At 41.3% G+C, this 26,526-nt stretch carries 25 protein-coding genes and 1 pseudogene; 22 read left to right on the forward strand and 4 right to left on the reverse strand.

Going from position 1 to position 26,526, the window contains the following annotated elements:
• Position 1 precedes the first annotated feature (1 nt).
• The gene (locus tag KJR31_RS00315; protein WP_214261562.1) at positions 2-970 is read right to left on the reverse strand and encodes an aromatic acid exporter family protein; all 969 of its coding nucleotides are present in this window, start codon (positions 968-970) and stop codon (positions 2-4) included.
• Between the two features lie 60 nt (positions 971-1,030).
• Positions 1,031-2,236: a serine/threonine transporter SstT gene (gene sstT, locus KJR31_RS00320; protein ID WP_214261563.1), complete on the reverse strand. Its 1,206-nt coding sequence runs from the start codon at positions 2,234-2,236 to the stop codon at positions 1,031-1,033.
• Positions 2,237-2,384: 148 nt separating this feature from the next.
• On the opposite strand from sstT, the gene KJR31_RS00325 reads away from it, so the two are divergent.
• From KJR31_RS00325 to KJR31_RS00430, 22 genes and pseudogenes are all read left to right on the forward strand, one after another.
• Positions 2,385-2,951: a mechanosensitive ion channel family protein gene (locus KJR31_RS00325; RefSeq protein ID WP_214261564.1), complete on the forward strand. Its 567-nt coding sequence runs from the start codon at positions 2,385-2,387 to the stop codon at positions 2,949-2,951.
• Between the two features lie 51 nt (positions 2,952-3,002).
• Positions 3,003-3,907 (forward strand): annotated as a pseudogene (locus KJR31_RS00330) (magnesium transporter CorA family protein).
• Between the two features lie 16 nt (positions 3,908-3,923).
• Positions 3,924-4,451, forward strand: coding sequence for a YqeG family HAD IIIA-type phosphatase (locus KJR31_RS00335; protein WP_214261565.1), 528 nt, complete (start codon positions 3,924-3,926; stop codon positions 4,449-4,451).
• Between the two features lie 2 nt (positions 4,452-4,453).
• The gene (gene yqeH / locus KJR31_RS00340) at positions 4,454-5,560 is read left to right on the forward strand and encodes a ribosome biogenesis GTPase YqeH (protein WP_214261566.1); all 1,107 of its coding nucleotides are present in this window, start codon (positions 4,454-4,456) and stop codon (positions 5,558-5,560) included.
• 208 nt (positions 5,561-5,768) lie between these two features.
• Positions 5,769-6,080, forward strand: coding sequence for a ribosome assembly RNA-binding protein YhbY (yhbY, locus tag KJR31_RS00345; RefSeq protein ID WP_000060171.1), 312 nt, complete (start codon positions 5,769-5,771; stop codon positions 6,078-6,080).
• Positions 6,081-6,130: 50 nt separating this feature from the next.
• The gene (locus KJR31_RS00350) at positions 6,131-6,760 is read left to right on the forward strand and encodes a nicotinate-nucleotide adenylyltransferase (RefSeq protein ID WP_214261567.1); all 630 of its coding nucleotides are present in this window, start codon (positions 6,131-6,133) and stop codon (positions 6,758-6,760) included.
• Positions 6,760-7,353, forward strand: a complete 594-nt coding sequence (gene yqeK / locus KJR31_RS00355) for a bis(5'-nucleosyl)-tetraphosphatase (symmetrical) YqeK (RefSeq protein ID WP_214261568.1) — start codon at positions 6,760-6,762, stop codon at positions 7,351-7,353. Before KJR31_RS00350 ends, yqeK begins: the two co-directional genes overlap by 1 nt.
• A complete protein-coding gene (gene rsfS, locus KJR31_RS00360; protein ID WP_004251400.1) occupies positions 7,354-7,707 on the forward strand; it encodes a ribosome silencing factor in 354 nt (117 codons plus the stop codon).
• Positions 7,708-7,817: 110 nt separating this feature from the next.
• Positions 7,818-8,558, forward strand: coding sequence for a class I SAM-dependent DNA methyltransferase (locus KJR31_RS00365; RefSeq protein WP_284444668.1), 741 nt, complete (start codon positions 7,818-7,820; stop codon positions 8,556-8,558).
• Positions 8,559-8,567: 9 nt separating this feature from the next.
• Positions 8,568-9,665 (forward strand): nucleotidyltransferase, encoded by a 1,098-nt coding sequence (locus KJR31_RS00370; RefSeq protein WP_214261569.1) that lies wholly within the window; start codon positions 8,568-8,570, stop codon positions 9,663-9,665.
• A 215-nt stretch (positions 9,666-9,880) separates the two neighbouring features.
• Positions 9,881-11,494: a ribonuclease Y gene (locus KJR31_RS00375; protein ID WP_214261570.1), complete on the forward strand. Its 1,614-nt coding sequence runs from the start codon at positions 9,881-9,883 to the stop codon at positions 11,492-11,494.
• Positions 11,495-11,629: 135 nt separating this feature from the next.
• The gene (gene gmk, locus KJR31_RS00380; protein WP_000775049.1) at positions 11,630-12,256 is read left to right on the forward strand and encodes a guanylate kinase; all 627 of its coding nucleotides are present in this window, start codon (positions 11,630-11,632) and stop codon (positions 12,254-12,256) included.
• A 24-nt stretch (positions 12,257-12,280) separates the two neighbouring features.
• Positions 12,281-12,595 carry a DNA-directed RNA polymerase subunit omega gene (gene rpoZ, locus KJR31_RS00385; RefSeq protein WP_006152731.1) on the forward strand — a complete coding sequence of 105 codons (315 nt, stop codon included), beginning with the start codon at positions 12,281-12,283 and terminating at the stop codon, positions 12,593-12,595.
• A gap of 84 nt (positions 12,596-12,679) precedes the next feature.
• Positions 12,680-15,076 (forward strand): primosomal protein N', encoded by a 2,397-nt coding sequence (locus KJR31_RS00390; RefSeq protein WP_214261571.1) that lies wholly within the window; start codon positions 12,680-12,682, stop codon positions 15,074-15,076.
• 11 nt (positions 15,077-15,087) lie between these two features.
• Entirely contained in the window at positions 15,088-16,023 is a 936-nt protein-coding gene (fmt, locus tag KJR31_RS00395) for a methionyl-tRNA formyltransferase (protein ID WP_214261572.1), read from the forward strand.
• Entirely contained in the window at positions 16,016-17,329 is a 1,314-nt protein-coding gene (rsmB, locus tag KJR31_RS00400; protein ID WP_214261573.1) for a 16S rRNA (cytosine(967)-C(5))-methyltransferase RsmB, read from the forward strand. Before fmt ends, rsmB begins: the two co-directional genes overlap by 8 nt.
• A 15-nt stretch (positions 17,330-17,344) precedes the next feature.
• On the forward strand, positions 17,345-18,082 hold the full coding sequence (locus KJR31_RS00405; RefSeq protein WP_214261574.1) for a Stp1/IreP family PP2C-type Ser/Thr phosphatase: 738 nt from the start codon (positions 17,345-17,347) through the stop codon (positions 18,080-18,082).
• The gene (gene pknB, locus KJR31_RS00410) at positions 18,079-19,956 is read left to right on the forward strand and encodes a Stk1 family PASTA domain-containing Ser/Thr kinase (protein ID WP_214261575.1); all 1,878 of its coding nucleotides are present in this window, start codon (positions 18,079-18,081) and stop codon (positions 19,954-19,956) included. The genes KJR31_RS00405 and pknB overlap by 4 nt, the downstream gene beginning before the upstream one ends.
• A gap of 86 nt (positions 19,957-20,042) precedes the next feature.
• Positions 20,043-20,801, forward strand: coding sequence for a threonine/serine exporter family protein (locus tag KJR31_RS00415; RefSeq protein WP_214261576.1), 759 nt, complete (start codon positions 20,043-20,045; stop codon positions 20,799-20,801).
• Between the two features lies 1 nt (position 20,802).
• Positions 20,803-21,252 carry a threonine/serine exporter family protein gene (locus tag KJR31_RS00420; RefSeq protein WP_045615322.1) on the forward strand — a complete coding sequence of 150 codons (450 nt, stop codon included), beginning with the start codon at positions 20,803-20,805 and terminating at the stop codon, positions 21,250-21,252.
• 162 nt (positions 21,253-21,414) lie between these two features.
• Positions 21,415-22,587, forward strand: a complete 1,173-nt coding sequence (locus KJR31_RS00425) for a hydroxymethylglutaryl-CoA synthase (protein ID WP_214261577.1) — start codon at positions 21,415-21,417, stop codon at positions 22,585-22,587.
• Entirely contained in the window at positions 22,587-23,861 is a 1,275-nt protein-coding gene (locus KJR31_RS00430) for a hydroxymethylglutaryl-CoA reductase, degradative (protein ID WP_214261578.1), read from the forward strand. The genes KJR31_RS00425 and KJR31_RS00430 overlap by 1 nt, the downstream gene beginning before the upstream one ends.
• Positions 23,862-23,897: 36 nt before the next feature.
• On the opposite strand, the gene KJR31_RS00435 is transcribed toward KJR31_RS00430, so the two are convergent.
• Both KJR31_RS00435 and KJR31_RS00440 read right to left on the reverse strand, forming a co-directional pair.
• The gene (locus KJR31_RS00435) at positions 23,898-24,863 is read right to left on the reverse strand and encodes a LacI family DNA-binding transcriptional regulator (protein WP_214261579.1); all 966 of its coding nucleotides are present in this window, start codon (positions 24,861-24,863) and stop codon (positions 23,898-23,900) included.
• A complete protein-coding gene (locus KJR31_RS00440) occupies positions 24,844-26,298 on the reverse strand; it encodes a sucrose-6-phosphate hydrolase (protein WP_214261580.1) in 1,455 nt (484 codons plus the stop codon). Before KJR31_RS00440 ends, KJR31_RS00435 begins: the two co-directional genes overlap by 20 nt.
• Between the last annotated feature and the right edge of the window lie 228 nt (positions 26,299-26,526).

Here is a 26,526-nt window from a genome sequence, read left to right on the forward strand (position 1 = left end):
TTTATTTGTCACTGTTATTGTCAGAATAACGGTTGTAGAAATCTACTTTTATCTGGATAAAATGCTCTAATTCACGAAAGAGTTGCAATAGAATAGCCCGTGTCTCAAACTCTTCTCTTGTTTTAGGGAGAGAACGATTGCGAAATACCTGCAAGTAGTTCTCGATATCTTCCAACAAGTTATAGGCTGGACTGGTTTGACTCAGTTGGCTAGCTGTTTTTGAAAAGAGCTGAGCGACGATCAGGCTTTCACTTGCGGCTAGTTGACAGGTATTAATCTGTTGAGCCATGTTTCTCAAGATACGAGTTTGTCTTTGGCGCATCTCAAAGTAGTGGATATGATAATCTGTCTGGTGAAAGAGATGGTCAGAGTGGTCCAGATAGACTAGTTTGAGGGCTTCCTCCAATAGTTGGTCAAGTTCGTTGACTAGTTGAGCTTGATTTCGACCATCCCCTCTTTTTAAATAGTAAGCTAAGCGTAGAAGGACATCTCTGAGTTTTTCTTCAACAAGCGTATGATAATGCTGAATTTCTTTTTCTCGTGAAGGCATATAGAGATTGATTAGAAGTGCAAAGCCAGTACCTATCAGGAATAATAGTAGTTCATTCACTAAAAGATAGGGAGAAGTTGATTGTTGGATTAATAGATGGCTAACCAAGACGCTACTTGGAGTAATCCCAATTTCCCAACCGAGTTTATAGGCTAGAGGAACGTAGATTGCTAAGTAAAGCCCAAAGCTCCAGATATGATAACCAGTTAGTTGAAAGGCGATAACACCGATTGTCAGAGCTAGCAAGGTTGAAAAAAGTCTATTACGAGCTAGTTTGATAGTGCTTCTTCGCGTATCAGATAGACTTAAGATAGCAATGATACCAGCTGATACAGCTGATGACAAATCAAAAAAGTAGGCTAGTAAACAAGCAAAACAAGTTGCTAGGACTAGTTTTAAAGTACGTTGTGTGATAGACATAGAATACTTTCCAAATGAAAAATAGTTATACTACTAATTATAAAAGGAATTTGAAATAGGTCAAGCCTTCCGACTTGCATATTCTGCAACGGCAGTAAAGAGAACATCTGTCGAAGAGTTGAGGGCTGTTTCACAAGAGTCTTGGACAACCCCAATGACAAATCCGACTGCAACAACTTGCATGGCAATATCGTTGCTAATACCAAAGAGACTGCAGGCAACAGGAATGAGTAGAAGGGAACCGCCGGCAATTCCAAAGGCTCCACAGGCAGAGATAGCTGCGACAATACTGAGTACAAAAGCAGTTGCAAAATCAACTGAAATACCCAGGGTGTTAACAGCAGCCAAGGTTAAAATGTTAATGGTAATTGCTGCTCCAGCCATATTAATGGTTGAGCCCAATGGGATAGAGACTGTATAGGTATTTGGATTAAGACCGAGATCTTCACAGAGTTTCATATTAACAGGGATATTTGCAGCAGAGCTACGAGTAAAAAATGCTGTTACACCGCTGATACGAAGACATTTTAAAACAAGTGGATAGGGATTTCTTTTCATGAATAAAAAGGCAATCAATGGATTGATGACTAGGGCCACAAAAAGCATAGTGGCAATTAAAAGTCCCAGTAAAACACCATAGTTGGTCAAGCTGGCAATCCCCTGGTCTGAAATGGCTTGAAAGACTAATCCGAGGATACCAAAAGGGGCTAAATTAATAATCCAACCAACAATCTTGGAAACAACATCCGACATGGTTTTCAAAAGATCTTTACTGTGCTTACTAGCTTCTCTCATAGCAATTCCAAAGACAATAGCCCAAGATAAAATTCCGATGTAATTAGCTTGGATGATTGCATTTAGAGGATTATCAACTAATTTTAATAGAAGATTACTGAGAACCTGTCCGATTCCATCTGGTGAAGTTGCTTCCGTTGTTATGGCTGTTGCTAAGTTAATCTGAATAGGAAAGAGAAAGCTCATGAAAACTGCCACAAGAGCAGCTGCAAAAGTTCCAAGTAAATACAAAAGTATAACGGTTTTTATATTTGTAGTTTTTCCTTTTCGATGTTGAGAAATGGCATTGGCAACAAGGAAAAATACTAAAATAGGGGCGATTGCTTTGAGTCCACCGACAAAAAGATCACCTAGGAGTCCAATCCCTGGCATATTGGGGAAAAGTAATCCAAGTAAAGTTCCAAGAAGCATTCCAATTAGGATTCGTTTGATAAGACTTGACTTGTTCCAGGCATTAATGATTCTTGTCATACACATCTCCTTTTTTGAGTAATAGTAACGATTATAGTATAAATATACTTGAAAATCAAGCAAAATGTAAATTTACATAACGAAATCGCATATTTATAAATATCTTGCATCTATCGTTTTATGGTATAATGGATAAAAGGAGTTTTACATGCAAGAATTTTTTAAAAGTTATTTTAATAAGTTAGATTTAACAACGGTATTTGAGAATCTCTTAACGAAAGTGATTTCTCTTTTGATTTTATTTGTGCTATTTTACATAGCTAAAAAGCTTCTCCATGCGGCTGTCAAGAAAATTGTGAAGCCTTCATTGAAGTATTCAAATCGTGATGCAGGAAGACAAAAGACAATCTCGCGTTTATTAGAAAATGTTTTTAATTACACTCTTTATTTCTTTTTAGTCTACTGCATTTTGTCGATCCTAGGACTACCTGTATCTAGTTTACTAGCTGGGGCTGGGATTGCCGGAGTTGCAATTGGTATGGGGGCCCAAGGATTTTTATCAGATGTTATTAATGGTTTCTTTATTCTCTTTGAACGCCAGTTGGATGTAGGGGATGAGGTTGTTTTGACAAATGGTCCCATTACTGTATCGGGAAAAGTAGTTAGCGTCGGAATTCGAACAACTCAACTAAGAGGTGAAGACCAGGCTCTCCACTTTGTTCCCAACCGTAATATTACTGTGGTTAGCAATTTTTCAAGAGAAGAGCAGAACTGAAATTTCCCTTGATTTATGGTATAATGGAGGGAGTTTGACAGAGGAGAAATGATGGTTTTAGATAAACAATTAGGAAATGGTTGTACCTGGATAAATCTTGATATCGAAAAAATTAAAAATCTTGAAGATTTATCAGAAATCTATGGATTGGATAAGGAAACTATCGAATATGCTCTGGATAGAAATGAACGAGCCCACATGGACTATAACCGTGAAAATGGGACTGTGACCTTTATCTATAATGTTCTTGACTTAGAAAAGGACAAGGAATACTATGAAGCCATTCCCATGACCTTTATCGTTGAACAACAACGAATGATTACGATCAGTAACCATAAGAATGCTTATGTCATTGATCAAATGTTATCTTATCTGAATAGCCATGAGTCCCTTTCTATTTACAAATTTCTCTTTGCCGGTTTAGAGATTATTAGTAACGCTTATTATCCTGTCATTGAAGAAATGGATAAAAGTAAGGACGAAATTAGTGCCTTGCTACGTCAAACCACGACAAAAAAAATCTCTTTGCTCTCTCTGACTTGGAGACTGGTATGGTTTACTTGACAGCAGCGGCAAAACAAAATCGACTTCTATTGGAACATATCCAAGGTCATGCTCTGTATCGGAGATTTAACGAAGTTGAACGAGAGCAGTTTGACGATGCGATGATCGAAGCCCATCAGTTGGTGTCTATGACAGATTTGATTTCTCAAGTTTTACAACAACTCTCAGCTTCTTACAACAACATCCTTAACAATAACCTGAATGACAGTTTGACAATTTTGACCATTATCTCAGTATTGCTAGCAGTTCTTGCGGTTATTACAGGTTTTTTCGGAATGAATGTTCCTCTACCATTTACAGAAGAGCCCAATGCTTGGATTTATATCTTAATAGCTAGCTTGATTTTATGGGCAGCCTTATCTCAATGGCTGAAGAAAATTACTAGAAAATAAAAGAGAAGGAGCCAGAATGGCGATTGAACATTACATGCCAGATTTTGCTGTGGAAGCAGTATATGATTTGACAGTAGAAAGCCTGCAAAAACAGGGAATAAAAGCTGTTTTGGTGGATTTAGATAATACTCTCATTGCTTGGAATAACCCTGACGGGACTCCAGAGATGAAACGATGGTTGCATGACCTTCGTGATGCAGGAATTCGCATTATCGTAGTCTCAAACAATTCTAAGAAACGTGTTAAACGAGCAGTTGAAAAATTTGGAATTGATTATGTTTACTGGGCTTTGAAGCCTTTTACTTTCGGGATTGATCGAGCGATGAAAGAATTCCACTATGAGAAAAACGAAGTGGTCATGGTTGGGGATCAGCTCATGACAGATATTCGTGCAGCTCACCGTGCAGGAATTCGCTCGATTTTGGTTAAACCTTTGGTGCAGCACGATTCCATCAAAACGCAAATCAACCGAGCTCGTGAACGTCGTGTTATGAAGCAAATAACTGAAAAGTACGGACCTATTACTTATAAAAAAGGAATTTAACTATGGAAGAAATTCTCTGTATTGGTTGTGGAGCAACCATTCAGACGGAAGATAAGACTGGTTTGGGTTTTACACCTCAGTCAGCATTGGAAAAAGGTTTGGAAACTGGAGAAGTATATTGCCAACGTTGTTTCCGTCTTCGTCATTATAATGAAATTACAGATGTGCAGTTGACGGATGATGATTTCCTCAAACTCTTGCACGAGGTAGGAGACAGTGATGCCTTGGTGGTCAATGTCATTGATATTTTTGACTTCAATGGCTCTGTTATCCCAGGTTTGCCACGCTTTGTGTCAGGTAATGATGTGCTTTTGGTTGGAAATAAAAAAGACATCTTGCCTAAGTCTGTTAAGGACAGCAAGGTAACACACTGGCTGATGGAACGCGCTCACGAAGAAGGTCTTCGTCCTGTGGATGTTGTCCTGACTTCAGCACAAAACAAGCATGCTATTAGAGAAGTAATCGACAAGATTGAGCAATACCGTAAGGGACGTGACGTCTATGTGGTCGGCGTGACCAATGTTGGGAAATCAACCCTTATCAATGCCATCATCCAGGAAATCACTGGTGACCAGAATGTCATCACGACGTCTCGATTCCCGGGTACAACCTTGGACAAGATTGAGATTCCGCTTGATGACGGATCTTATATCTATGATACACCGGGGATTATTCACCGTCATCAGATGGCTCACTACTTGACGGCTAAAAACCTCAAGTATGTCAGTCCTAAAAAGGAAATCAAACCAAAAACCTATCAGCTAAACCCTGAACAAACTCTGTTTTTAGGTGGATTGGGACGCTTTGACTTTATTGCAGGAGAAAAGCAAGGTTTCACAGCCTTCTTTGACAATGAACTCAAACTTCATCGTACTAAACTGGAGGGAGCCAGTGCTTTTTACGACAAGCACCTGGGAACCCTTCTCACACCGCCAAATAGCAAGGAAAAAGAAGATTTTCCAAAACTGGTCCAACATGTCTTTACTATCAAAGACAAGACAGATCTAGTTATTTCAGGACTAGGCTGGATTCGTGTAACAGGAACTGCTAAAGTCGCCGTCTGGGCACCAGAAGGCGTCGCAGTCGTCACACGAAAAGCAATTATTTAAACACAGAAAGGAAAGAGTTATATATAAAGGCGAGCATTGCGAGCCCATAACGAATACTTTTCGCTGTGGTGGCAGTTGGTACAAGCGATTGTACCAACTGCGGAAAATTTGAGACCTTAGGCTCAAATTTTAGTCATGAAAGTCCGAAGGACTTTGCTGATGTCCGTCACCACTTCAGAAAAGTATAAAAAACTCTTTTAAAGAAAATATGTCATTAACATCAAAACAACGTGCCTTCCTCAACAGCCAGGCACATACCCTCAAGCCCATCATCCAAATCGGGAAAAATGGTCTCAATGACCAAATCAAAACAAGTGTTCGTCAGGCACTCGATGCCCGTGAATTGATCAAGGTTACTCTCTTGCAAAACACAGATGAGAATATCCACGAAGTAGCTGAAATCTTGGAAGAAGAAATCGGTGTGGACACAGTTCAAAAAATCGGACGCATCTTGATTTTGTATAAACAATCAAGCAAGAAAGAAAATCGCAAGATTTCTAAAAAAGTTAAAGAAATCTAAGCACGATACTCCCAAGACTGTTTTTACAGAAGAGTAAAGGAGATTAACCTATGGCAATCGAATTATTAACTCCCTTTACAAAAGTGGAGTTAGAGCCAGAAATCAAGGATAAAAAACGTAAACAAGTCGGTATTTTGGGTGGAAATTTTAATCCCGTTCATAATGCCCATCTGATTGTTGCAGATCAAGTGCGCCAACAGTTGGGATTGGATCAGGTTCTGCTCATGCCTGAATACCAACCCCCTCACGTAGACAAAAAGGAAACCATCCCTGAGCACCATCGCCTCGAGATGCTTGAATTGGCTATCGAAGGAATCGAAGGTTTAGCTATTGAGACAATCGAACTGGAGCGAAAGGGTATTTCTTACACCTACGACACCATGAAGCTTCTGACAGAGAAGAATCCAGACACAGATTACTATTTCATTATCGGTGCCGATATGGTAGACTATTTACCTAAGTGGTACCGAATTGATGAGTTAGTGGAACTAGTTCAGTTTGTAGGGGTTCAACGTCCGCGTTACAAGGCAGGGACTTCTTATCCAGTTATCTGGGTGGATGTACCTCTCATGGATATTTCATCTAGCATGGTGCGTGATTTCATTGCCCAAGGACGCACACCCAACTTTCTCCTACCTAAGCCAGTGCTAGACTATATCGAGAAAGAAGGACTTTACTGATGGCATACCAAGACTATATCAACTGTTCCCGTGAAGAATTGTTAGAAAAAATGGCGGAGCTTCTACCTGAAAAACGTTTAACCCATTGTCTGGGTGTGGAGCGTGCAGCTATTGAGCTTGCAGAACGATTTGGAATTGATGTTGAGAAAGCTGGTCTAGCAGGCCTTCTTCATGACTATGCTAAAAAGCTATCAGATCAAGAGTTTCTAGACTTGATTGATCGATATCAACTAGATCCAAACCTCAAAAACTGGGGTAATAATGTTTGGCATGGTATGGTCGGTATCTACAAAATTCAGGAAGATTTGAACTTGCAAGACTCTAAAATCCTACGAGCCATTGAAATTCATACAGTCGGAGCTGGTCAGATGACCGACCTAGACAAAGTCATCTACGTCGCAGACTACATCGAGCATAATCGTGCCTTTCCAGGGGTGGACCAGGCGCGTGAGATTGCAAGTTTGTCGCTTAATAAGGCAGTAGCTTATGAAACAGCTCGCACTGTGGAACATTTGGCTCGCCAGGGATTGCCTATCTATCCCCAAACCCTTGAAACCTATAACGCCTATGTGCACTATTTGAAAGAGGACTAAATGAACGAAAAAGAATTACTAGAACTAGTCGTGAAAGCGGCTGATGAGAAACGTGCCGAGGACATTCTTGCACTTGATGTACAAGAATTGACCAGTGTGACAGACTACTTTGTCATCACGAGTTCAATGAATAGCCGTCAGTTGGATGCTATCGCTGAAAATATCCGTGAAAAAGTAGCCCAAGCGGGCTTTAAAGGTAGTCACGTTGAAGGCGACGCAGCTGGAGGCTGGGTCTTGCTAGACCTTGGTGGTGTCGTAGTGCATATCTTCTCAGAAGAAATGCGTGCCCACTATAATCTTGAAAAATTATGGCATGAAGCGAATTCTGTAGATATTTCAGAAGCCTTGGCATAAGAGATGAACTCAGTTGCAGTCAACTGGGTTTTCTTTGCTTATTTTAGAAGAAAATGGATAGAAAGGTGAGGGCGAGTGGTATTTCCAGAGATGCTCTTGGTATCATGATTATGGCAACATACGAAACCTTTGCGGCTGTTTACGATGCTGTGATGGATGATAGTTTATACGATAAATGGACGGATTTTTCGCTGCGTCATTTGCCAAAGACTAAGGAGAGAAAGAAACTCTTGGAATTGGCTTGTGGAACAGGCATCCAGTCAGTGCGCTTTTCTCAGGCTGGTTTTGAAGTGACTGGACTGGACTTGAGCGCGGACATGTTGAAGATTGCTGAGAAGAGAGCGGCTTCAGCCAAGCAAAAGATTGATTTTATTGAAGGCAATATGCTGGATTTATCCAAGGCTGGTAAATACGACTTTGTGACCTGCTATTCTGATTCTATCTGCTACATGCAGGATGAGGTGGAAGTAGGGGATGTCTTTAAAGAAGTCTATAATGCTCTCAATGAGGACGGGCTCTTCATCTTTGATGTGCATTCGACCTACCAGACAGATGAGGTCTTTCCTGGCTATTCCCATCATGAAAATGCAGAAGACTTTGCCATGCTTTGGGATACCTACGAGGATGCAGCGCCACATTCTATCGTGCATGAGTTGACCTTTTTTATCAAGGAAACGGATGGTTCCTTTAGTCGTCACGACGAAGTGCATGAGGAGCGAACCTATGAAGTCTTGACCTATGATATTTTGCTAGAACAAGCTGGTTTTAAGTCCTTCAAGCTTTATGCTGACTTTGAGGATAAGGAGCCTACAGAGACCAGTACTCGTTGGTTTTTTGTCGCGCAGAAGTAGGAGATTACCATGACCATTACAGGTATTATAGCGGAGTTCAATCCTTTTCATAATGGCCATAAATACCTGCTAAAACAGGCAGATGGGTTGAAAATTGTGGCCATGTCTGGGAATTTCATGCAGAGAGGCGAGCCTGCTATTGTAGATAAGTGGACTCGGGCTCAAATGGCACTGGAGAATGGGGCAGACTTGGTAGTAGAATTGCCCTTTTTAGTCAGTGTACAAGCAGCGGATTTCTTTGGACAAGGAGCAGTAGATATCTTGGCACGGTTGGGGGTTGATATCCTAGCTTTTGGGACAGAGGAAGTTCTAGATTACCAGAAAATTGCTAACTTATATGCAGAACGTGGTCAAGAGATGGAGAATTTTGTGGACAATCTACCTGATTCACTCTCCTACCCTCAGAAAACCCAAGCTATGTGGAAGGAATTTACAGGTCTTGAATTTTCGGGTGATACGCCCAATCATGTCTTAGCTCTTGCCTACGCCAAGGCAGTTGCTGGAAGAGATATCAAACTTCATCCAATCAAGCGTCAGGGGGCAGGATATCATTCTGTGGACAAGGATGTGGACTTTGCTTCGGCGACAGCCATCCGTCAGCATCAATCAGATCAAGATTTCTTAGAACGCTTTATGCCTTCTGTTAATCTCTTTGAAAATGCTAGTAAGGTGAGCTGGGAAGATTATTTTTCACTTTTACGCTATCAAATTTTGTCAAATCCTGACCTAACTACTATTTATCAGCTCAATCAGGAAATGGCCGTGCGCATCACGGAAGCGATCAAAATAGCAAAATCTATTGAGGAATTGGTTGAGTTAGTGGCTACCAAACGATACACAAAAGCGCGTGTACGACGCCTCTTGACCTATATCTTGGTGCAGGCTAGAGAAAGTGACCTGCCAGAACCCATTCACGTCCTTGGTTTTACCGAAAAAGGCAGACAACACCTTAAAGTTCTCAAGGAGCAGGTCAATCTCGTCAGCCGAATTGGGAAAGAGCCCTGGGATGCTATAACTCAAAAGGCAGACCGGATTTACCAACTAGGACACCCAAGTATAGCAGAGCAAAATTTTGGCCGAGTGCCGATTAAAATCGAATCAAATTAAGTCTACTGAGAGGTAGGCTTTTTTCTTATATTTTTTAAAAAATCTTTTAAAAAATAGCTGGATTACAGAAGCCTATTTTACTAGGGAAAATGAAGATATTGACTCAAAAAAAGACCAAAATATCTTCCATTTAAGGTTTGTTAAAAATGTTTTTTTGTGGTAAAATGTATAAGAATGCATGTCATTCAGATAAACAAATAAATTGAGGTAAAAACATGGAAATTATGACAATTGTTATAGTTGTTTTTGCCGTCATCATTGGTTTAGTCATTGGATATGTCAGCATCTCAGTCAAGATGAAATCATCACAAGAGGCTGCAGAGTTGATGCTTTTAAATGCTGAACAAGAAGCAACTAATTTACGAGGACAAGCTGAGCGCGAAGCGGATTTATTACTAAATGAAGCCAAGAGCGAAAGCAAATCCCTTAAAAAAGAAGCACTATTGGAGGCTAAAGAAGAAGCCAGAAAATACCGCGAAGAAGTGGACGCCGAATTTAAATCTGAGCGTCAAGAACTCAAGCAAATCGAAAGTCGTTTGACGGAGAGAGCTACGAGCCTTGACCGTAAAGACGATAATTTGACGAACAAAGAAAAAACACTTGAACAAAAAGAACAAAGTATTTCTGATAGAGCAAAAAACCTTGATGCACGTGAAGAGCAACTAGAGGAAATTGAAAAGCAAAAGCAAGCTGAACTTGAGCGTGTCGGAAGTCTGACACAGTCAGAAGCAAAAGATATTATCTTAGCTCAAACAGAGGAAGACTTGACCAAGGAAATTGCTAGCCGCATTCGTGAGGCGGAGCAAGAAGTCAAGGAACGTTCAGATAAGCTTGCTAAGGATATCCTGTCCCAAGCGATGCAGAGAATTGCTGGTGAGTATGTAGCTGAGTCTACCAACTCGACAGTTCATCTGCCTGATGATACCATGAAAGGTCGCATCATTGGTCGTGAAGGTCGCAATATCCGTACCTTTGAAAGTTTGACAGGGGTTGATGTCATCATTGATGATACGCCAGAAGTGGTAACCTTGTCAGGTTTTGATCCTATCCGCCGTGAGATTGCCCGTATGACGATGGAAACCTTGCTTAAGGATGGACGTATTCACCCAGCTCGTATCGAAGAGTTGGTTGAGAAAAACCGTCAAGAAATTGATAACAGAATTCGTGAATATGGTGAAGCTGCAGCCTATGAAATTGGAGCACCAAACCTTCACCCTGACTTGATGAAAATCATGGGTCGCTTGCAGTTCCGTACTTCATATGGACAAAATGTCTTGCGTCACTCCATTGAAGTAGCTAAGTTGGCTGGTATCATGGCTAGTGAACTTGGTGAAAATGCGGCTCTCGCTCGTCGTGCAGGATTCCTCCACGATATCGGTAAAGCCATTGACCGTGAGGTAGAAGGCAGCCACGTTGAGATTGGTACTGAATTGGCTCGCAAGTACAAAGAGCATCCAGTTGTGATTAACACGATTGCTAGTCACCACGGAGATGTAGAGCCTGAAAGTGTGATTGCAGTTCTCGTTGCTGCAGCGGACGCCTTAAGCGCAGCCCGTCCAGGAGCTCGTAGCGAATCACTTGAAAGCTACATCAAACGTCTCCATGACCTAGAGGAAATTGCTAATAGCTTTGAAGGTGTTCAAAATAGCTTTGCCCTTCAAGCTGGTCGCGAAATCCGTATCATGGTAAACCCTGGTCAAATCAAGGACGACAAGGTCACAATCTTGGCTCACAAAGTTCGTGAGAAAATCGAAAACACACTTGATTACCCAGGAAATATCAAGGTAACCGTCATTCGTGAACTTCGTGCAGTTGATTATGCAAAATAAATAAGAAAGAGCAGTTGAAAAATTACTGCTTTTTTGTTACACTAGATAGAAAGATTGTAGTAAGCAGAAATGGCTTTACACTGTGAATTCTGATGAATTTTTGAGTCATTTCACAAACTATCCAAAGGAGACATAATGGCAGACCGTGGCTTACTAATCGTTTTTTCAGGTCCTTCTGGAGTTGGAAAAGGAACGGTTAGACGAGAAATTTTTGAGAGTTCTGAAAATCAATTCCAATATTCTGTATCGATGACAACACGGGCTCAACGTCCAGGTGAAGTAGACGGAGTTGACTATTTCTTCCGTACGCGTGAAGAATTTGAAGAATTGATCCGTCAAGGACAAATGTTAGAGTATGCAGAGTATGTAGGAAACTACTATGGAACTCCTCTGACTTATGTTAATGAAACCCTTGATAAGGGTATTGACGTCTTCCTTGAAATTGAAGTGCAGGGAGCTCTTCAGGTCAAGAAAAAGGTTCCGGATGCGGTCTTTATCTTTTTGACACCGCCAGATTTGGAAGAATTGCAAGACCGTCTCGTTGGCCGTGGTACGGATAGCGCAGAAGTGATTGCCCAACGTATCGAAAAAGCCAAAGAAGAAATTGCTTTGATGCGTGAGTACGACTACGCCATTGTCAATGATCATGTTCCTCTTGCTGCAGAACGTGTTAAACGTGTGATTGAAGCTGAACATTTCCGTGTGGATCGTGTCATCGGTCACTATCAGGATATGCTACCAAAGTCTCCGACTATTCGATAAACTATAGAAAACAGGTACAAACAAATGATGCTTAAACCCTCTATTGATACCTTGCTTGATAAGGTACCATCAAAATATTCACTCGTAATTTTGGAAGCAAAACGTGCTCATGAATTAGAAGCAGGAGCACCTCCAACACAAGAATTCAAATCTGAAAAATCAACTCTTCGAGCTTTGGAAGAAATTGAATCTGGGAATGTAACCATTCATCCAGATCCAGAAGGAAAACGCGAAGCTGTTCGTCGTCGAATCGAAGAAGAAAGACGATTGAGAGAAGAAGAAGAAAAGAAAATCAAAGAGCAAATCGCGAAAGAAAAAGAAGAAGGTGAAAAAATTTAAGGTTGGGGGGACTCAATCTTATTTTTTCTATTGCAAGAATACTCAATCAATTGAAACGATTTAAGTAGAGAAGGAGGTGAGGACATGGTTATTGCAAAAATCATTGTGGATGTTCCCTTGATGCAGACGGACCAACCATATAGTTACAAGGTCCCTGAAGAATTTGTAGATATGCTGGAAGTTGGCATGCGGGTTCATGTACCTTTTGGGAAGGCCAATCGCTTGATTCAGGGGATTGTTCTAGGATTTGAACAAGAATCCGATGCGGAAGTGGCAAACGAGGAATTGAAAGAGATTGTCGAAGTACTAGATTTTTCTCCAGTCCTAACGGAGGAACAACTCTGGTTGGCCGAAGAACTACGTAAGTCAGTATTCTCTTATAAAATTTCCATTCTTAAAGCTATGCTTCCTGGGTTTTTGAACTCTAGTTATGATAAAATCCTCTATCCTCTGGAAGGCTTGAGTCAAGAAGACAGACATCGTTTGTTTGGTTCGCAGGAGTCTCTAGCATTTTCATCTCTAGACTTAGAAAAGCAGGCTGAGATGATGCGGTTGACTCGAAAAGGTCTTTTAAAACTAGAGTACCAGGCTGTGGATCAGAAGAAAGTTAAGACGCAGTCTTGGGTTGAAGTGAATCGTGACAAATTAGAAAAACTAGAAATCTCAAACCGTGCCAAGAAGAAATTGGAACTGCGAGATTATTTATTAGCACATCCTGAAACAGTTCCTCTGGCTGATTTGTTAGAACATTACTCACGCGAACAAGTTAACTTCTTTGTGGAACATGGTGCTGTTACCATCGTTCAAAAGGAAGTCCAACGCTCAGCTGCCTACTTTGAAGGAATTGAGTCGAATCAAGCCCTAGAGTTAAACCCAGAGCAAAAACAAGCCTGTGAGGCAGTTGTTGGAGCGATTGGTAAGCAGCAACCTCCCTTTCTACTTCAAGGAATTACAGGAAGTGGGAAAACCGAGGTTTACTTGCAGATTATCCAAGGTGCTTTGGATATGGGAAAAACAGCAATTGTTCTAGTTCCGGAAATCTCTCTGACACCTCAAATGACGGAGCGCTTTATTGCACGGTTTGGCGATAAAGTAGCCATTCTCCACTCTGGCTTGTCAAATGGTGAAAAGTATGATGAATGGCGCAAGGTGGAGCGTGGAGAAGCTCGGGTAGTCGTTGGGGCTCGCTCGGCTATTTTTGCACCTTTAAAAAATCTAGGGGTCATCATTATTGATGAAGAGCATGAGGCAAGTTACAAGCAAGACAGCAATCCTCGATACCATGCTAGAGATGTGGCTCTTTTACGAGCACAGTACAATCAAGCAGCATTAGTCCTTGGTTCTGCAACGCCAAGTTTAGAAAGTCGTGCGCGTGCTGGCAAGGGTGTTTATCAACATCTACGTCTGACTCAACGGGCCAATCCTTTAGCAAGTATTCCTGAAGTTCAACTCATTGACTTCCGTGATTACATCGGGCAGAATGAAACATCAAACTTTACACCACCACTGATTGAGGCAATTCAAGATCGTCTGGACAAAAAAGAGCAGGTTGTACTCATGCTCAATCGTCGTGGTTATTCAAGTTTTGTCATGTGCCGGGAATGTGGGACTGTTGATACCTGTCCTAACTGCGATATTTCTTTGACGCTGCATATGGATACCAAGACTATGAACTGCCACTATTGTGGTTTTACCAAGGAAATTCCTCATGTCTGTCCCAACTGTCAGAGCCGCAGTATTCGTTACTATGGAACGGGGACTCAGAAGGCTTACGATGAGCTAGTGGAGCTCTTTCCTCAAGCACGAATTCTGCGCATGGATGTGGATACAACTCGTAAGAAGGGCAGTCACCAAGCTTTACTTGAAAAATTTGGCAACGGTGAAGCGGACATATTGCTAGGAACTCAGATGATTGCCAAGGGATTGGATTTTCCAAATGTGACCTTGGTTGGTGTTCTCAATGCGGATACAGCCTTGAACCTGCCTGATTTTCGTTCTTCTGAGAGAACCTTCCAACTCTTGACCCAGGTAGCAGGCCGTGCCGGTCGAGCTGAAAAGGCAGGTCAGGTCTTGATTCAGTCCTATAATCCTCAGCATTATGCCATTCGGTTCGCCAAGGATCAGGACTACGAAGGTTTTTATGCCTATGAAATGGGTATCAGACGTCAGCTAGGTTATCCACCTTATTATTTTACAATTGGAATTACCCTCTCTCACAAGAAGGAAGAAGAGGTCGTCAAACGTGCTTATGAAGTCATGGAGATTTTGCGGTCAGGTTTATCGGATACTTGTATCATCCTTGGACCAACGCCAAAACCTATCGCTCGTACTCATAACCTCTATCATTATCAGATTTTAATCAAATATCGTTTAGAAGATGAGTTAGCTTCAACCCTGAATCAGGTCTTGGCTCTAACTCAAGAACGGGAAAATAGCGAGCTTCGTCTCAGTATTGACCACGAACCGCAGCAATTTTTATAAAAGGAGAAAAGATGACAAAACTAATCTTTATGGGAACTCCCGAGTTTTCAGCGACCGTTTTAAAGGGTCTTTTGACAGATGATCGCTATGAGATTGTAGCGGTTGTAACTCAGCCAGATCGAGCTGTCGGCCGTAAGAAAGTTATCCAAGAAACCCCAGTCAAACAAGCTGCCAAAGAAGCAGGACTTCCTATCTACCAACCAGAAAAATTATCGTGTAGTCCAGAGATGGAAGCTATCATGAATTTGGGTGCTGATGGGATTGTGACTGCAGCTTTTGGACAATTTCTCCCAAGTAAGCTCCTTGATAGCATGGACTTTGCAGTCAACGTTCATGCTTCGCTTCTTCCAAAGCACCGTGGTGGAGCTCCTATCCATTATGCTTTGATTCAAGGTGATGAGGAAGCAGGAGTGACCATTATGGAAATGGTTAAGGAAATGGATGCAGGAGATATGATTTCCCGTCGGAGCATCCCTATTACAGATGAGGATAATGTCGGTACCTTGTTTGAAAAATTGGCGATAGTGGGGCGTGATTTGCTTTTGGAGACTCTTCCTGCTTATATAGCTGGTGAAATTCAGCCAGAACCGCAAGATCCAAGCCAGGTAACTTTCTCACCAAATATCAAACCTGAGGAAGAAAAATTGGACTGGAACAAGACTAACCGCCAACTCTTTAACCAAATTCGTGGGATGAATCCATGGCCAGTTGCCCATACCTTCCTCAAGGGAGAACGCTTCAAAATCTATGAAGCACTGCCTGTAGAAGGTCAGGGAAATCCGGGTGAGATACTCTCCATCGGTAAGAAAGAATTGATTGTCGCAACAGCAGAAGGAGCCCTGTCTCTTAAACAGGTTCAACCAGCAGGAAAACCTAAGATGGACATTGCTTCCTTCCTTAACGGTGTGGGACGGACTTTGGCAGTGGGAGAACGATTTGGTGACTAAAGTAGAAACGGCTAGAAGTTTAGCCTTGGAGGTGCTAGAGGACGTCCTTGTCAATCAGGCATACTCAAATATCGCCTTAAATAAACACCTCAAGGGAAGTCAACTGTCAGCGGCTGACAAAGGTTTGGTGACAGAGATTGTCTACGGTACGGTAGCCCGAAAACTGACTCTGGAATGGTACCTGTCTCATTTTATCCAAGATAGAGATAAGCTAGATAGTTGGCTCTACGTTCTGCTTCTTATGAGCGTTTATCAACTCCAGTACTTGGATAAGCTTCCTGACCATGCAGTAGTCAATGAAGCAGTAGAAATTGCAAAAGCTCGTAAGAAAGGTAGTGAAAAATTGGTCAATGCAGTTTTGCGCCGTATCTTGCGTGAGGGATTGCCAGATATCACCACTATCAAACGAAAAAATAAGCGTGATTCCATTGCTTACTCTCTTCCAGTTTGGTTGGTTTCTAAGCTCAAGGAAGAGTATGGAGAAGAGCGAGCTCAAGCGATTTTTGAAAGTCTACTCAAGCGTAATAAAGCCAGTATTCGCGTAACCGACTTGAGTCGAAAAGAGGAAATAAAAGCTCTGCTTGGTGCAAGTGATTCGCTCTTGGCACCCACTGGTCTAGTCAAGGAGCAGGGGCATTTTGCTAGCCATGACTTATTTGCTGAAGGTGCTATTACCATCCAGGATGAGTCTAGTCAGTTGGTTGCACCGACACTAGAGTTACAAGGAGATGAGCAGGTTTTAGATGCTTGTGCGGCTCCAGGTGGCAAGACAGCCCATATGGCGTCTTATCTAACGACAGGTCAGGTAACAGCTCTGGATCTCTACGATCATAAACTCACTTTGATTCAAGAAAATGCGGAGCGTTTAGGTGTAGCGGACCGTGTTCAAACGCAAAAATTGGATGCACGAAAAGTGCATGAGTTTTTTGGCAAGGATCAATTTGACAAGATTTTGGTTGATGCTCCTTGTTCAGGGATTGGTCTATTACGTCGAAAACCAGATATCAAATACAATAAAGACACTGCTGATTTCGCGTCATTACAGAAAATTCAGTTGGAAATATTAGGTAGTGTTTGTCAAACACTACGTAAAGGTGGTATAATAACTTATAGTACCTGCACTATTGTCTCTGAGGAGAACTTTCAAGTTGTTCAAGCATTTTTAGAAAGTCATCCAGAGTTCGAGCAGGTTAAACTAGAACACGAATGCAAGGATATTCTGAAAGATGGTTGTATCCTCATTACTCCTGAATTGTATGGAAGTGATGGATTCTTTATCAGCCAATTTCGCAAGATATCCAATTAGGAAGGAACTGACACAATGGAGATTTCATTATTAACAGATGTGGGTCAGAAACGTACAAATAATCAAGACTATGTCAATCTTTTTGTCAACCGTGCCGGTCGCACGATGATCATCTTGGCTGACGGGATGGGAGGACACCGAGCGGGTAATATTGCCAGTGAGATGGCGGTAACGGATTTAGGTGCTGCCTGGGTAGATACTCAGATTGACACTGTGAATGAAGTTCGAGAATGGTTTGCAGAACACCTAGAAATTGAAAATCAAAAGATTTATCAATTGGGGCGTGATGAAGCATATAAAGGAATGGGGACAACTCTAGAAGCCCTTGCAATCATTGATAATCAAGCTATCTATGCTCACATTGGTGATTCTCGTATTGGCTTGATTCGTGGTGAAGAGTACCACCAATTAACGAATGATCATTCATTAGTTAATGAGTTGCTCAAGGCAGGTCAATTAACACCTGAAGAAGCTGAAGCGCATCCACAAAAAAATATCATTACTCAGTCTATTGGACAAAAGGATGAGATTCAACCTGATTTAGGGATCATGAGCTTGGAACCGGGTGACTATATCGTTATAAATAGTGATGGTCTAACCAACATGATTTCTGGTAGCGAAATCTATGATATCGTGACAAGTGATATTTCGCTTGATGACAAGGCGGCAACCTTAGTACGTTTTGCAAACAATGCTGGAGGGCTTGACAACATCACGGTTGCCTTGATTGCGATTGAGGAGGAATCAAAATGATCCAGATCGGCAAGATATTTGCCGGACGATATCGGATTATCAAACAAATTGGCCGGGGAGGAATGGCAGATGTCTACCTGGCCAAAGATTTGATTCTTGATGGGGAAGAGGTTGCTGTGAAGGTCCTAAGGACCAACTATCAGACGGACCCTATCGCTGTTGCACGTTTTCAGCGTGAAGCGCGTGCGATGGCAGACCTAGATCATCCTCATATCGTTCGAATTACGGATATCGGTGAAGAAGACGGTCAACAGTACCTAGCTATGGAATATGTAGCTGGGCTTGACCTCAAACGCTATATCAAAGAACACTACCCTCTATCAAACGAGGAAGCTGTTCGTATCATGGGTCAAATTCTCTTGGCGATGCGTTTAGCGCATGCAAAGGGGATTATTCACCGAGATTTAAAACCTCAAAATATACTCTTGACTCCTGATGGAACTGCAAAAGTGACTGACTTTGGGATTGCAGTGGCCTTTGCGGAAACCAGTTTGACACAGACCAATTCCATGTTGGGTTCTGTTCATTATCTATCACCTGAGCAGGCGCGTGGGTCTAAGGCAACCGTACAGAGTGATATTTATGCAATGGGAATTATCTTTTTCGAAATGTTGACAGGTCATATTCCTTATGATGGTGATAGTGCTGTGACCATTGCACTTCAACATTTCCAAAAACCACTTCCTTCTGTCATTGCTGAAAATCCATCAGTACCACAATCCTTGGAAAACGTAGTTATAAAAGCGACAGCTAAAAAGTTAATAGACCGTTATCAAACTGTTTCAGAAATGTATGTTGACTTATTGAGCAGCCTTTCTTATAACCGTCGAAATGAACCAAAGTTAGTATTTGAAGATACGAGTAAAGTTGATACAAAAACTTTACCGAAAATGTCACAGTCTACCTTAACAGCGATTCCTAAAGTGCAACCGAAGGAAGAAGCTCCACAGAGCCAAAATCCGGCTAAAAAGGCACCGGGTAAAGAAGCTGTTGCAAAACCAGTCAAGAAGCGTCGTTTTAAAGCGAGATATTTGGTGCTTTTAGCCAGCTTTATACTTGTTTTAGCTTCTCTCTTTTGGATTGTATCGAAAACACCAGCAACTGTTGAAATTCCAAATGTTGCAGGACAAACTGTAGCTGAAGCTAAGGAAAAACTTAAAAAAGCTAATTTTGAAATTGGTGAAGAGAAGTCTGAAGCTAGTGATACAGTAGAAGAAGGCCGAGTTATTCGAACAGATCCAAATGCTGGTTCAGCTCGCAAGGAAGGGACTAAAGTCAATCTTATTATTTCTTCAGGTCAGCAATCGTTTAAGATTGGAAACTATGTTGGACGCAAATCTACGGACGTCATAGCAGAACTGAAAGGGAAAAAAGTCCCTGAAAATCTCATTAAAGTTGTAGAAGAAGAATCAAGTGAAACAGAGGCAGGCCTTGTTATGAAACAGAGTTTGTCAGAAGGAACCACTTATGATCTCAGTAAGGCGACAGAGATTACTTTGACAGTAGCCAAGAAGGTAACAACTGTTCCTATGCCAAGTTATATTGGATCAAGCCTTGAATTTACCAAGAATAACTTGATTCAGATTGTAGGTGTAAAAGAGGCTAATATTGAAGTGGTAGAGGTCTCAACAGCTCCTGAAGGAACTGCTGAAGAGACTGTAGTTAGTCAAAGTCCAAAACCAGGTGAAGGTGTAGATTTGAATAAAACTCGGATTAAGATTTCTATCTATAAGCCGAAAACAACTACGACAACAACAAATCCTTCACAAGTAAATCCAAATCGTGGAGAGACTTCGCCACAGATTAGAGAACCTCAAACTACTACAGCTCCATCATCTAATGTTCCGTCTGAGAATCATAATGGTGATCACTAATCAATCTTTGTCACAGTTTTTGTGGCAAAGATTTTTTTTCCTTAAAATTTATGATAAAATAAAAGAAGTTTAAAAAGGAGGGGAACATGGACGAATCAAGAAAACTGAACGCAGTTATTGATCTCATTATGCTAGCAGGAACGATTCTGCTTCGCAATGGCTCTGAAATTTATCGTGTCGAAGATACTATGATTCGGATTGCGCATTCACAAGGCATTATGGATTGTAATGTTTTGGCCATGCCTGCAGCCATTTTTTTCTCCATTGAGAACACAAATATCTCTCGAATGAAACGAGTGACTTCCTCTTCCTATAATATCGAGAAGGTTTGCGATGTCAATCAGATTTCACGGCAGCTTGTATCAGGGCAGCTTGATTTGGAGACAGCCTTTATCAAACTCAAGCAATTAAATGCTAAGGCATCTCCCTACACCAATGTTCAGCTAACTGCTGCAGCGACCCTTAGTGCTCCCTTCTTCTCGATCATGTTCGGGGGGAATGCCTACGATGCCATTGGTGCAGGAGTAGCAACCTTATTTGCCTTTACCTTCTCCCTCTATGTAGAAAAATTTATCCGTATTCCCTTTATGACAGCTTTTGCAGGTGCTCTTGTCTTCGGTTTGATTGCACAATTTTGGGCACGCTATTCTGGTTTGCCATCGACAGCTGATTTGGTCATTGCAGGTGCGGTAATGCCATTTGTTCCCGGAATTGCCCTGACCAATGCTGTTCGAGATATTATGACCAATCACATTAACTCTGGTATGAGCAAGATGTTTGAATCCTTGCTGATTACCCTTGCCTTGGGGGCTGGAACATCAGTCGCCCTCGTACTCATGAACTAATATGACAGTAACAACATTTTTATTGCAAGCTCTGGCAAGTTTGCTTGCCATTATCACCTTTTTAATCGTTTTAAATGTCCAACGTTCCATGCTCATTCCTGGTGGAGTTTTGGGTATGTCAATCTGGCTGCTCTATCTAATACTCAAGGAGCCAACTAATGTTATTTTGGCGACCTTTATTGCCGCTGTAATTGGTTCGTGTATTAGTCAGATTATGAGTATCCTCTACAAAACGCCAGCAGTAGTTTTTGCACTAGCTATTCTGGCACCACTAGTTCCAGGTTACCTATCCTATAGAACAACTTCCTTCTTCGTTACAGGTGACTACGGACATGCCATTTCTAGTGCCATGTTAGTCATGATGTTGGCTCTCGTAATTTCCATTGGAATGGCCAGTGGAACAGTTTTGTTGAAATTGTATCATTATCTCAAAAAGAATCGAGCGAGCTAAGACTCGATTTTTTCGTTGGTAGAGTGGCTGAAAGAACATGGATAGGAAGATGGAGATGAACTTGATTTGGGGAATCAAGTCTTTTTTCGCTCATTTGACCTCAATTATGATAAAATAGAGGTGAACGAATTTTTATAATGAATGATAAAAATAGAGGTAAATATGAAAATCGGTATTGATAAGATTGGTTTTGCGACCAGTCAATACGTTTTGAAATTACAAGATTTAGCAGAAGCTCGAGGAACTGATCCTGAAAAATTGAGTAAAGGACTCCTTTTAAAAGAATTGAGTATTGCTCCTTTAACAGAGGATGTTGTTACCTTGGCTGCTAGTGCAGGAAATTCTATCCTGACTGAAGAAGATAAGCAAGAGATTGATATGGTTATCGTAGCGACAGAATCAGGAGTCGATCAAAGTAAGGCGGCTGCGGTTTTTGTACACGGTTTGCTTGGAATTCAACCTTTTGCTCGTAGTTTTGAAATCAAGGAAGCTTGCTATGGTGCAACTGCGGCTCTTCACTATGCTAAGTTACACGTAGAAAATTCTCCAAAATCAAAAGTGTTGGTACTAGCTAGTGATATTGCAAAATATGGTGTCGAAACTCCTGGGGAACCAACCCAAGGAGCAGGCTGTGTTGCCATGTTGATTAGTCAAAATCCACGTGTTATGGTCTTCAACAACGATAACGTTGCGCAGACTCGTGATATCATGGACTTTTGGCGTCCAAATTATTCAACGACACCGTTTGTTAATGGAGTATATTCAACACAGCAGTATTTGGACAGCTTAAAAACGACTTGGGAAGAGTACCAAAAGCGTTATGATTGCGACTTGAATGATTTTGAAGCTATTTGTTTCCATTTGCCATATCCAAAGCTTGCTCTCAAGGGATTGAAAAAAATTCTTGATAAATCTCTACCTCAAGAGAAAAAGGATTTACTTCAAAAACACTTTGATGAATCCATTATTTATAGCCAAAAGGTGGGGAATATTTATACAGGTTCACTCTTTTTAGGGCTCTTGTCTCTTCTTGAAAATTCTGATAGTCTCAAAGCAGGGGACAAGCTAGCTCTCTATAGCTATGGTAGTGGTGCTGTATCTGAGTTCTTCAGTGTAGAATTGGTTGAAGGCTATGAACAGCAATTGCAGAAAAATCGCTTAGAATTGCTAGACCAGCGCCAAGCATTGAGCGTAGCTGATTATGAACGAATCTTCTTTGAGGAAGCAAACTTGGATGAGTCTGGTTCAGCAACCATGTCAGGCTATGAGGGACAGGACTATGCTCTGGTTGAGATTGTAGAACACCAACGTCGCTACAGCAAGGTTGAAAAATAATGAAAAAAAATTGGAATGGATTTGCTAAAAAATCAATTCAAGAGCGCCTAGAGCTTGTTAAGTCTCAGGCGCTTACTTCTATGGAAGCCCAAGAAAGTCTCGAGCAAAATGAAAATCTTAGTATAGCAGTTGCGGACCAACTGAGTGAAAATGTAGTGGGGACCTTCTCACTTCCATACTCAGTGGTGCCAGAAGTACTGGTAAACGGTCAAGAGTACACCGTTCCTTATGTGACCGAAGAGCCATCTGTTGTTGCTGCAGCTAGTTTTGCAAGCAAGATTATCAAACGTGCGGGTGGTTTTACTGCTCAGGTTCATCAACGACAAATGATTGGTCAGGTTGCCCTCTATCAGGTTCCGGATAGAGAGCGAGCTTGTCAGGCTATTCTGAGTCAGAAGGCGGAATTGCTGGAACTAGCAAACCAAGCCTATCCCTCTATTGTCAAACGGGGTGGCGGTGCTCGTGATTTAAAGGTTGAGAAAATTTCTGGTGAGACAGACTTTTTAGTGATTTATCTCCATGTAGATACTCAGGAAGCCATGGGCGCCAATATGCTCAATACCATGCTTGAGGCTTTAAAACCTAGTCTAGAAACTCTCAGTCAAGGGCAAAGTTTAATGGGCATTTTATCCAACTACGCAACAGACTCTCTAGTAACTGCAACTTGTCGGATTGCCTTTCGTTATTTGAGTCGCCAGAAGGATGAAGCGCGTGAACTGGCAGAAAAAATGGTTTTAGCCAGCCAGTTTGCTCAAGCAGATCCTTATCGAGCAGCTACTCACAACAAGGGAATTTTTAATGGGATTGATGCCCTCTTGATTGCGACTGGAAATGACTGGCGTGCCATTGAAGCAGGAGCTCATGCCTATGCAAGTCATGATGGTAGCTATAAAGGTCTCAGTCGTTGGACTATGGATTTGGAAACAGAAGAACTCATTGGTGATCTGACTATGCCCATGCCTGTTGCTACCAAAGGTGGTTCGATTGGTCTCAATCCTCGAGTCGTCATCAGTCATGAGTTGTTAGGCCATCCATCCGCCAAAGAATTGGCTCAAATTATCGTTTCAATTGGTCTCGCCCAAAACTTTGCAGCTCTTAAAGCTCTGGTCAGTACAGGGATTCAGCATGGACACATGAAACTTCAAGCGAAGTCTCTAGCCCTCCTTGCAGGAGCTACAGAGGTAGAAGTGCCTAAGTTGGTAGAAAGCTTGATTGCTGAAAAAACCTTTAATTTAGAAAAAGCCCAAACACTTTTGAAACATTTAAGATCATAAAAAACTCAGACTAAAACAGTCTGAGTTTTCTTGTGCTTAAATACTTTTACCTGGTAAGAGACTAACGGGTAAGAAATAACCTGTTGTGGCAACCTCTTTGCCTTCAATTTTTTGCAGTAGTAAATCAACTGTCAGGCGAGCAATTTCTTCCATAGGTTGTTTAATGGTAGTGAGATGAGGGTAGTAATTCTCGATAAAGTAAGTTCCGTCATAGCCAATCACCTTAAGCTGGTCAGGAACAGAGATACCAAGTTCCTGAGCGATTTTGATAATGAGGATAGCTGTTAAATCATCCGATGCAAAGATGGCGTCGGGTTTTTGTTTGGTTAGGATGTTTTTGATTTCCATTTCCTTACGAAGAGGAGAAAAATCACTGGAAACATTGATAATAGGAGCCTTTGGTAAGATCGAAGCGAAACCTGCATGACGAAGACCAGTTGGAGAGTTGGAATTGTCATTTCCTGTAATCATGATGATCGATTTGGCTCCGGTTTTAGCCAAGGTCTGAGCGGCTAGGACTCCGCCAGCGTAGTTGTCAGAAGAAACGACAGGAATATCTGGAGATAGGTTACGGTCAAAGGAGATGATAGGAGCAGTCACGCGATTGTAATCTTCGATACCTAAGTTATGACTTCCTGAAATGATACCGTCCACCTGGTTGGCTTCTAACATTTCGATGTATTCGCGTTCTTTTTCCGAATCGTGTTCACTATTACAGATGATAGTCTTGTATCCTTTTTTAAAAAGTTCATGTTCCAATTTGTCAATCAATTCAGCATAGAAGACATGGCTAATTTTAGGAAAAATCAAACCGATTAATTTGGCAGACTTTCCTTGAAGACTGCGAGCTAAGTTATTGGGTTTATAGCCTAGCTCACGCATAGCATCCTTAACTTTTTGTATCGTTTTTTCTGATAGGTATCCTTTTTTGTTGATAACGCGTGAGACGGTTGTTGGACTAACACCGGCTAGCTCAGCGACATCAGTTAGTTTTGCGACCATATTCTAATTCATAGTAAGTTCCAGTTGGGTTTCCAGATTTGATAAGGATTCCATTTTGATCCTTATCTGGGAAGACACGACCAGAAAATACTTTTTCTCCTTTATTGATGAAAATTTCAAAGACTGAATTGTCAATGAAGATATTGACAGTTGTAGCTTGATTGTCAATTGGACATGAGCGAGTGGTTCCAAATTCTTGTGCGTATTGTTCACCTGCTTGACTACGATCAACGGTTACTTGGCCATTGACAAGGTCAAAATTGATAGATAGCCCCTTGCCGTCTTTATCAGCAAGAAGGACGATTTCACTTTGACTATCAGCTTCTAAGTTCAGTTCAAGTTCGTAGGTGTTTTTAGTTTCAGAACGATTTGAAAATTCCTCTTCTGAAGCACGGAGTTCATTGATAGCAGCTACAGGATACTGATAGAGTTTGCCATCTTTAATGGTAAGTTCTTTGACTAATGAAAAAGTTCCTTGGTGGTCAAAACGGTCAGATGGGTAAGAAACGTCTGGGAGACCAAGCCAGCTGACTGCCAGGGCGCGACCATCAGGAGCGTTGAAGGCTTGAGTGGCATAGGCTTCAAATCCACAATCAAGATTGTGAAGTTCTGAGACATCGACCATACGAGCATTTTCTGGATCAAAGGAAGCGCCAATTTTATACATATTTGGGTAAATGTTGTCATAGTCAAGGACCTTTTTGTCCAAACCTTGAGGGCAGTAGAGAAGAACTGGCTGTTCCTTGATAAAGACTAGATTTGGGCACTCCATCATATAAGCAGTGTGGTCATTGTTGAAATCAAGGTCTCCGACTTCTTGCCAGTTTGTATAATCGTTATCGATAGCCTTATAGAGACGGACAAATCCTTTTTTGTCCAAATCCTGACCACCAACGATAGCGTAGTATTGTCCTTTAAAGTTGAAAATCTGTGGATCGCGGAAGTGGTCAGTAGCATCAGCAGGTTGATCAATTAAGATTTTGTCAATCTTTTCAATCTTTCCATCCTTGTCCACTAAGGCACCAATCTGATAAGGGTGGCGAATCCAATTCTCATCACGTACATTTCCTGTATAAAATAAGAACAATTGATCCCCAAACTGCATTGCAGATCCTGAGTAAGCACCGTGGCTATCCAGAGGAGTATCAGGTAATATTTTTACACCTGTTTCAGTAAAGTGAACCAAGTCGTCGCTTTCAAGCTGAACCCAAGATTTCAAACCATGAGCTGCTCCGAAGGGGAAATTTTGGTAAAAAACAACCCATTTGCCATCGAAATATGAAAAACCATTTGGATCGTTTAAAAGACCTTGCTTTGGTTCGATGTGATAGCTTGTATGCCATGGAGACTGAGCCATATTTTCTTGAATTTGTTTGATTTCTTCTTGAGTCCAATCTTCATAGCGTCTGTAGCGACGTTCCGTTGTCCATTCCATTTATATTCCCTCCATAAATTCTACTATCTTTATAGTAAACGTTTCCTTTTAAAAAAGCAAGTCTTTTATATCGGATTTAAGAAAAAAATGTCAAACGATTGACAGAAAATAAAGGTGATGTTTTATGAAAATGAATGAAAATATGAAAGTTTTTGAAAATTACCTAGCAAAAACCTTTTAATAATAGGCAATTAACAAGAATATTCTATTCAAAAACATCAAAAACAA

The sequence above is a fragment of the Streptococcus infantis genome (genome assembly GCF_018499575.1).
GTDB lineage: Bacteria > Bacillota > Bacilli > Lactobacillales > Streptococcaceae > Streptococcus > Streptococcus infantis_K.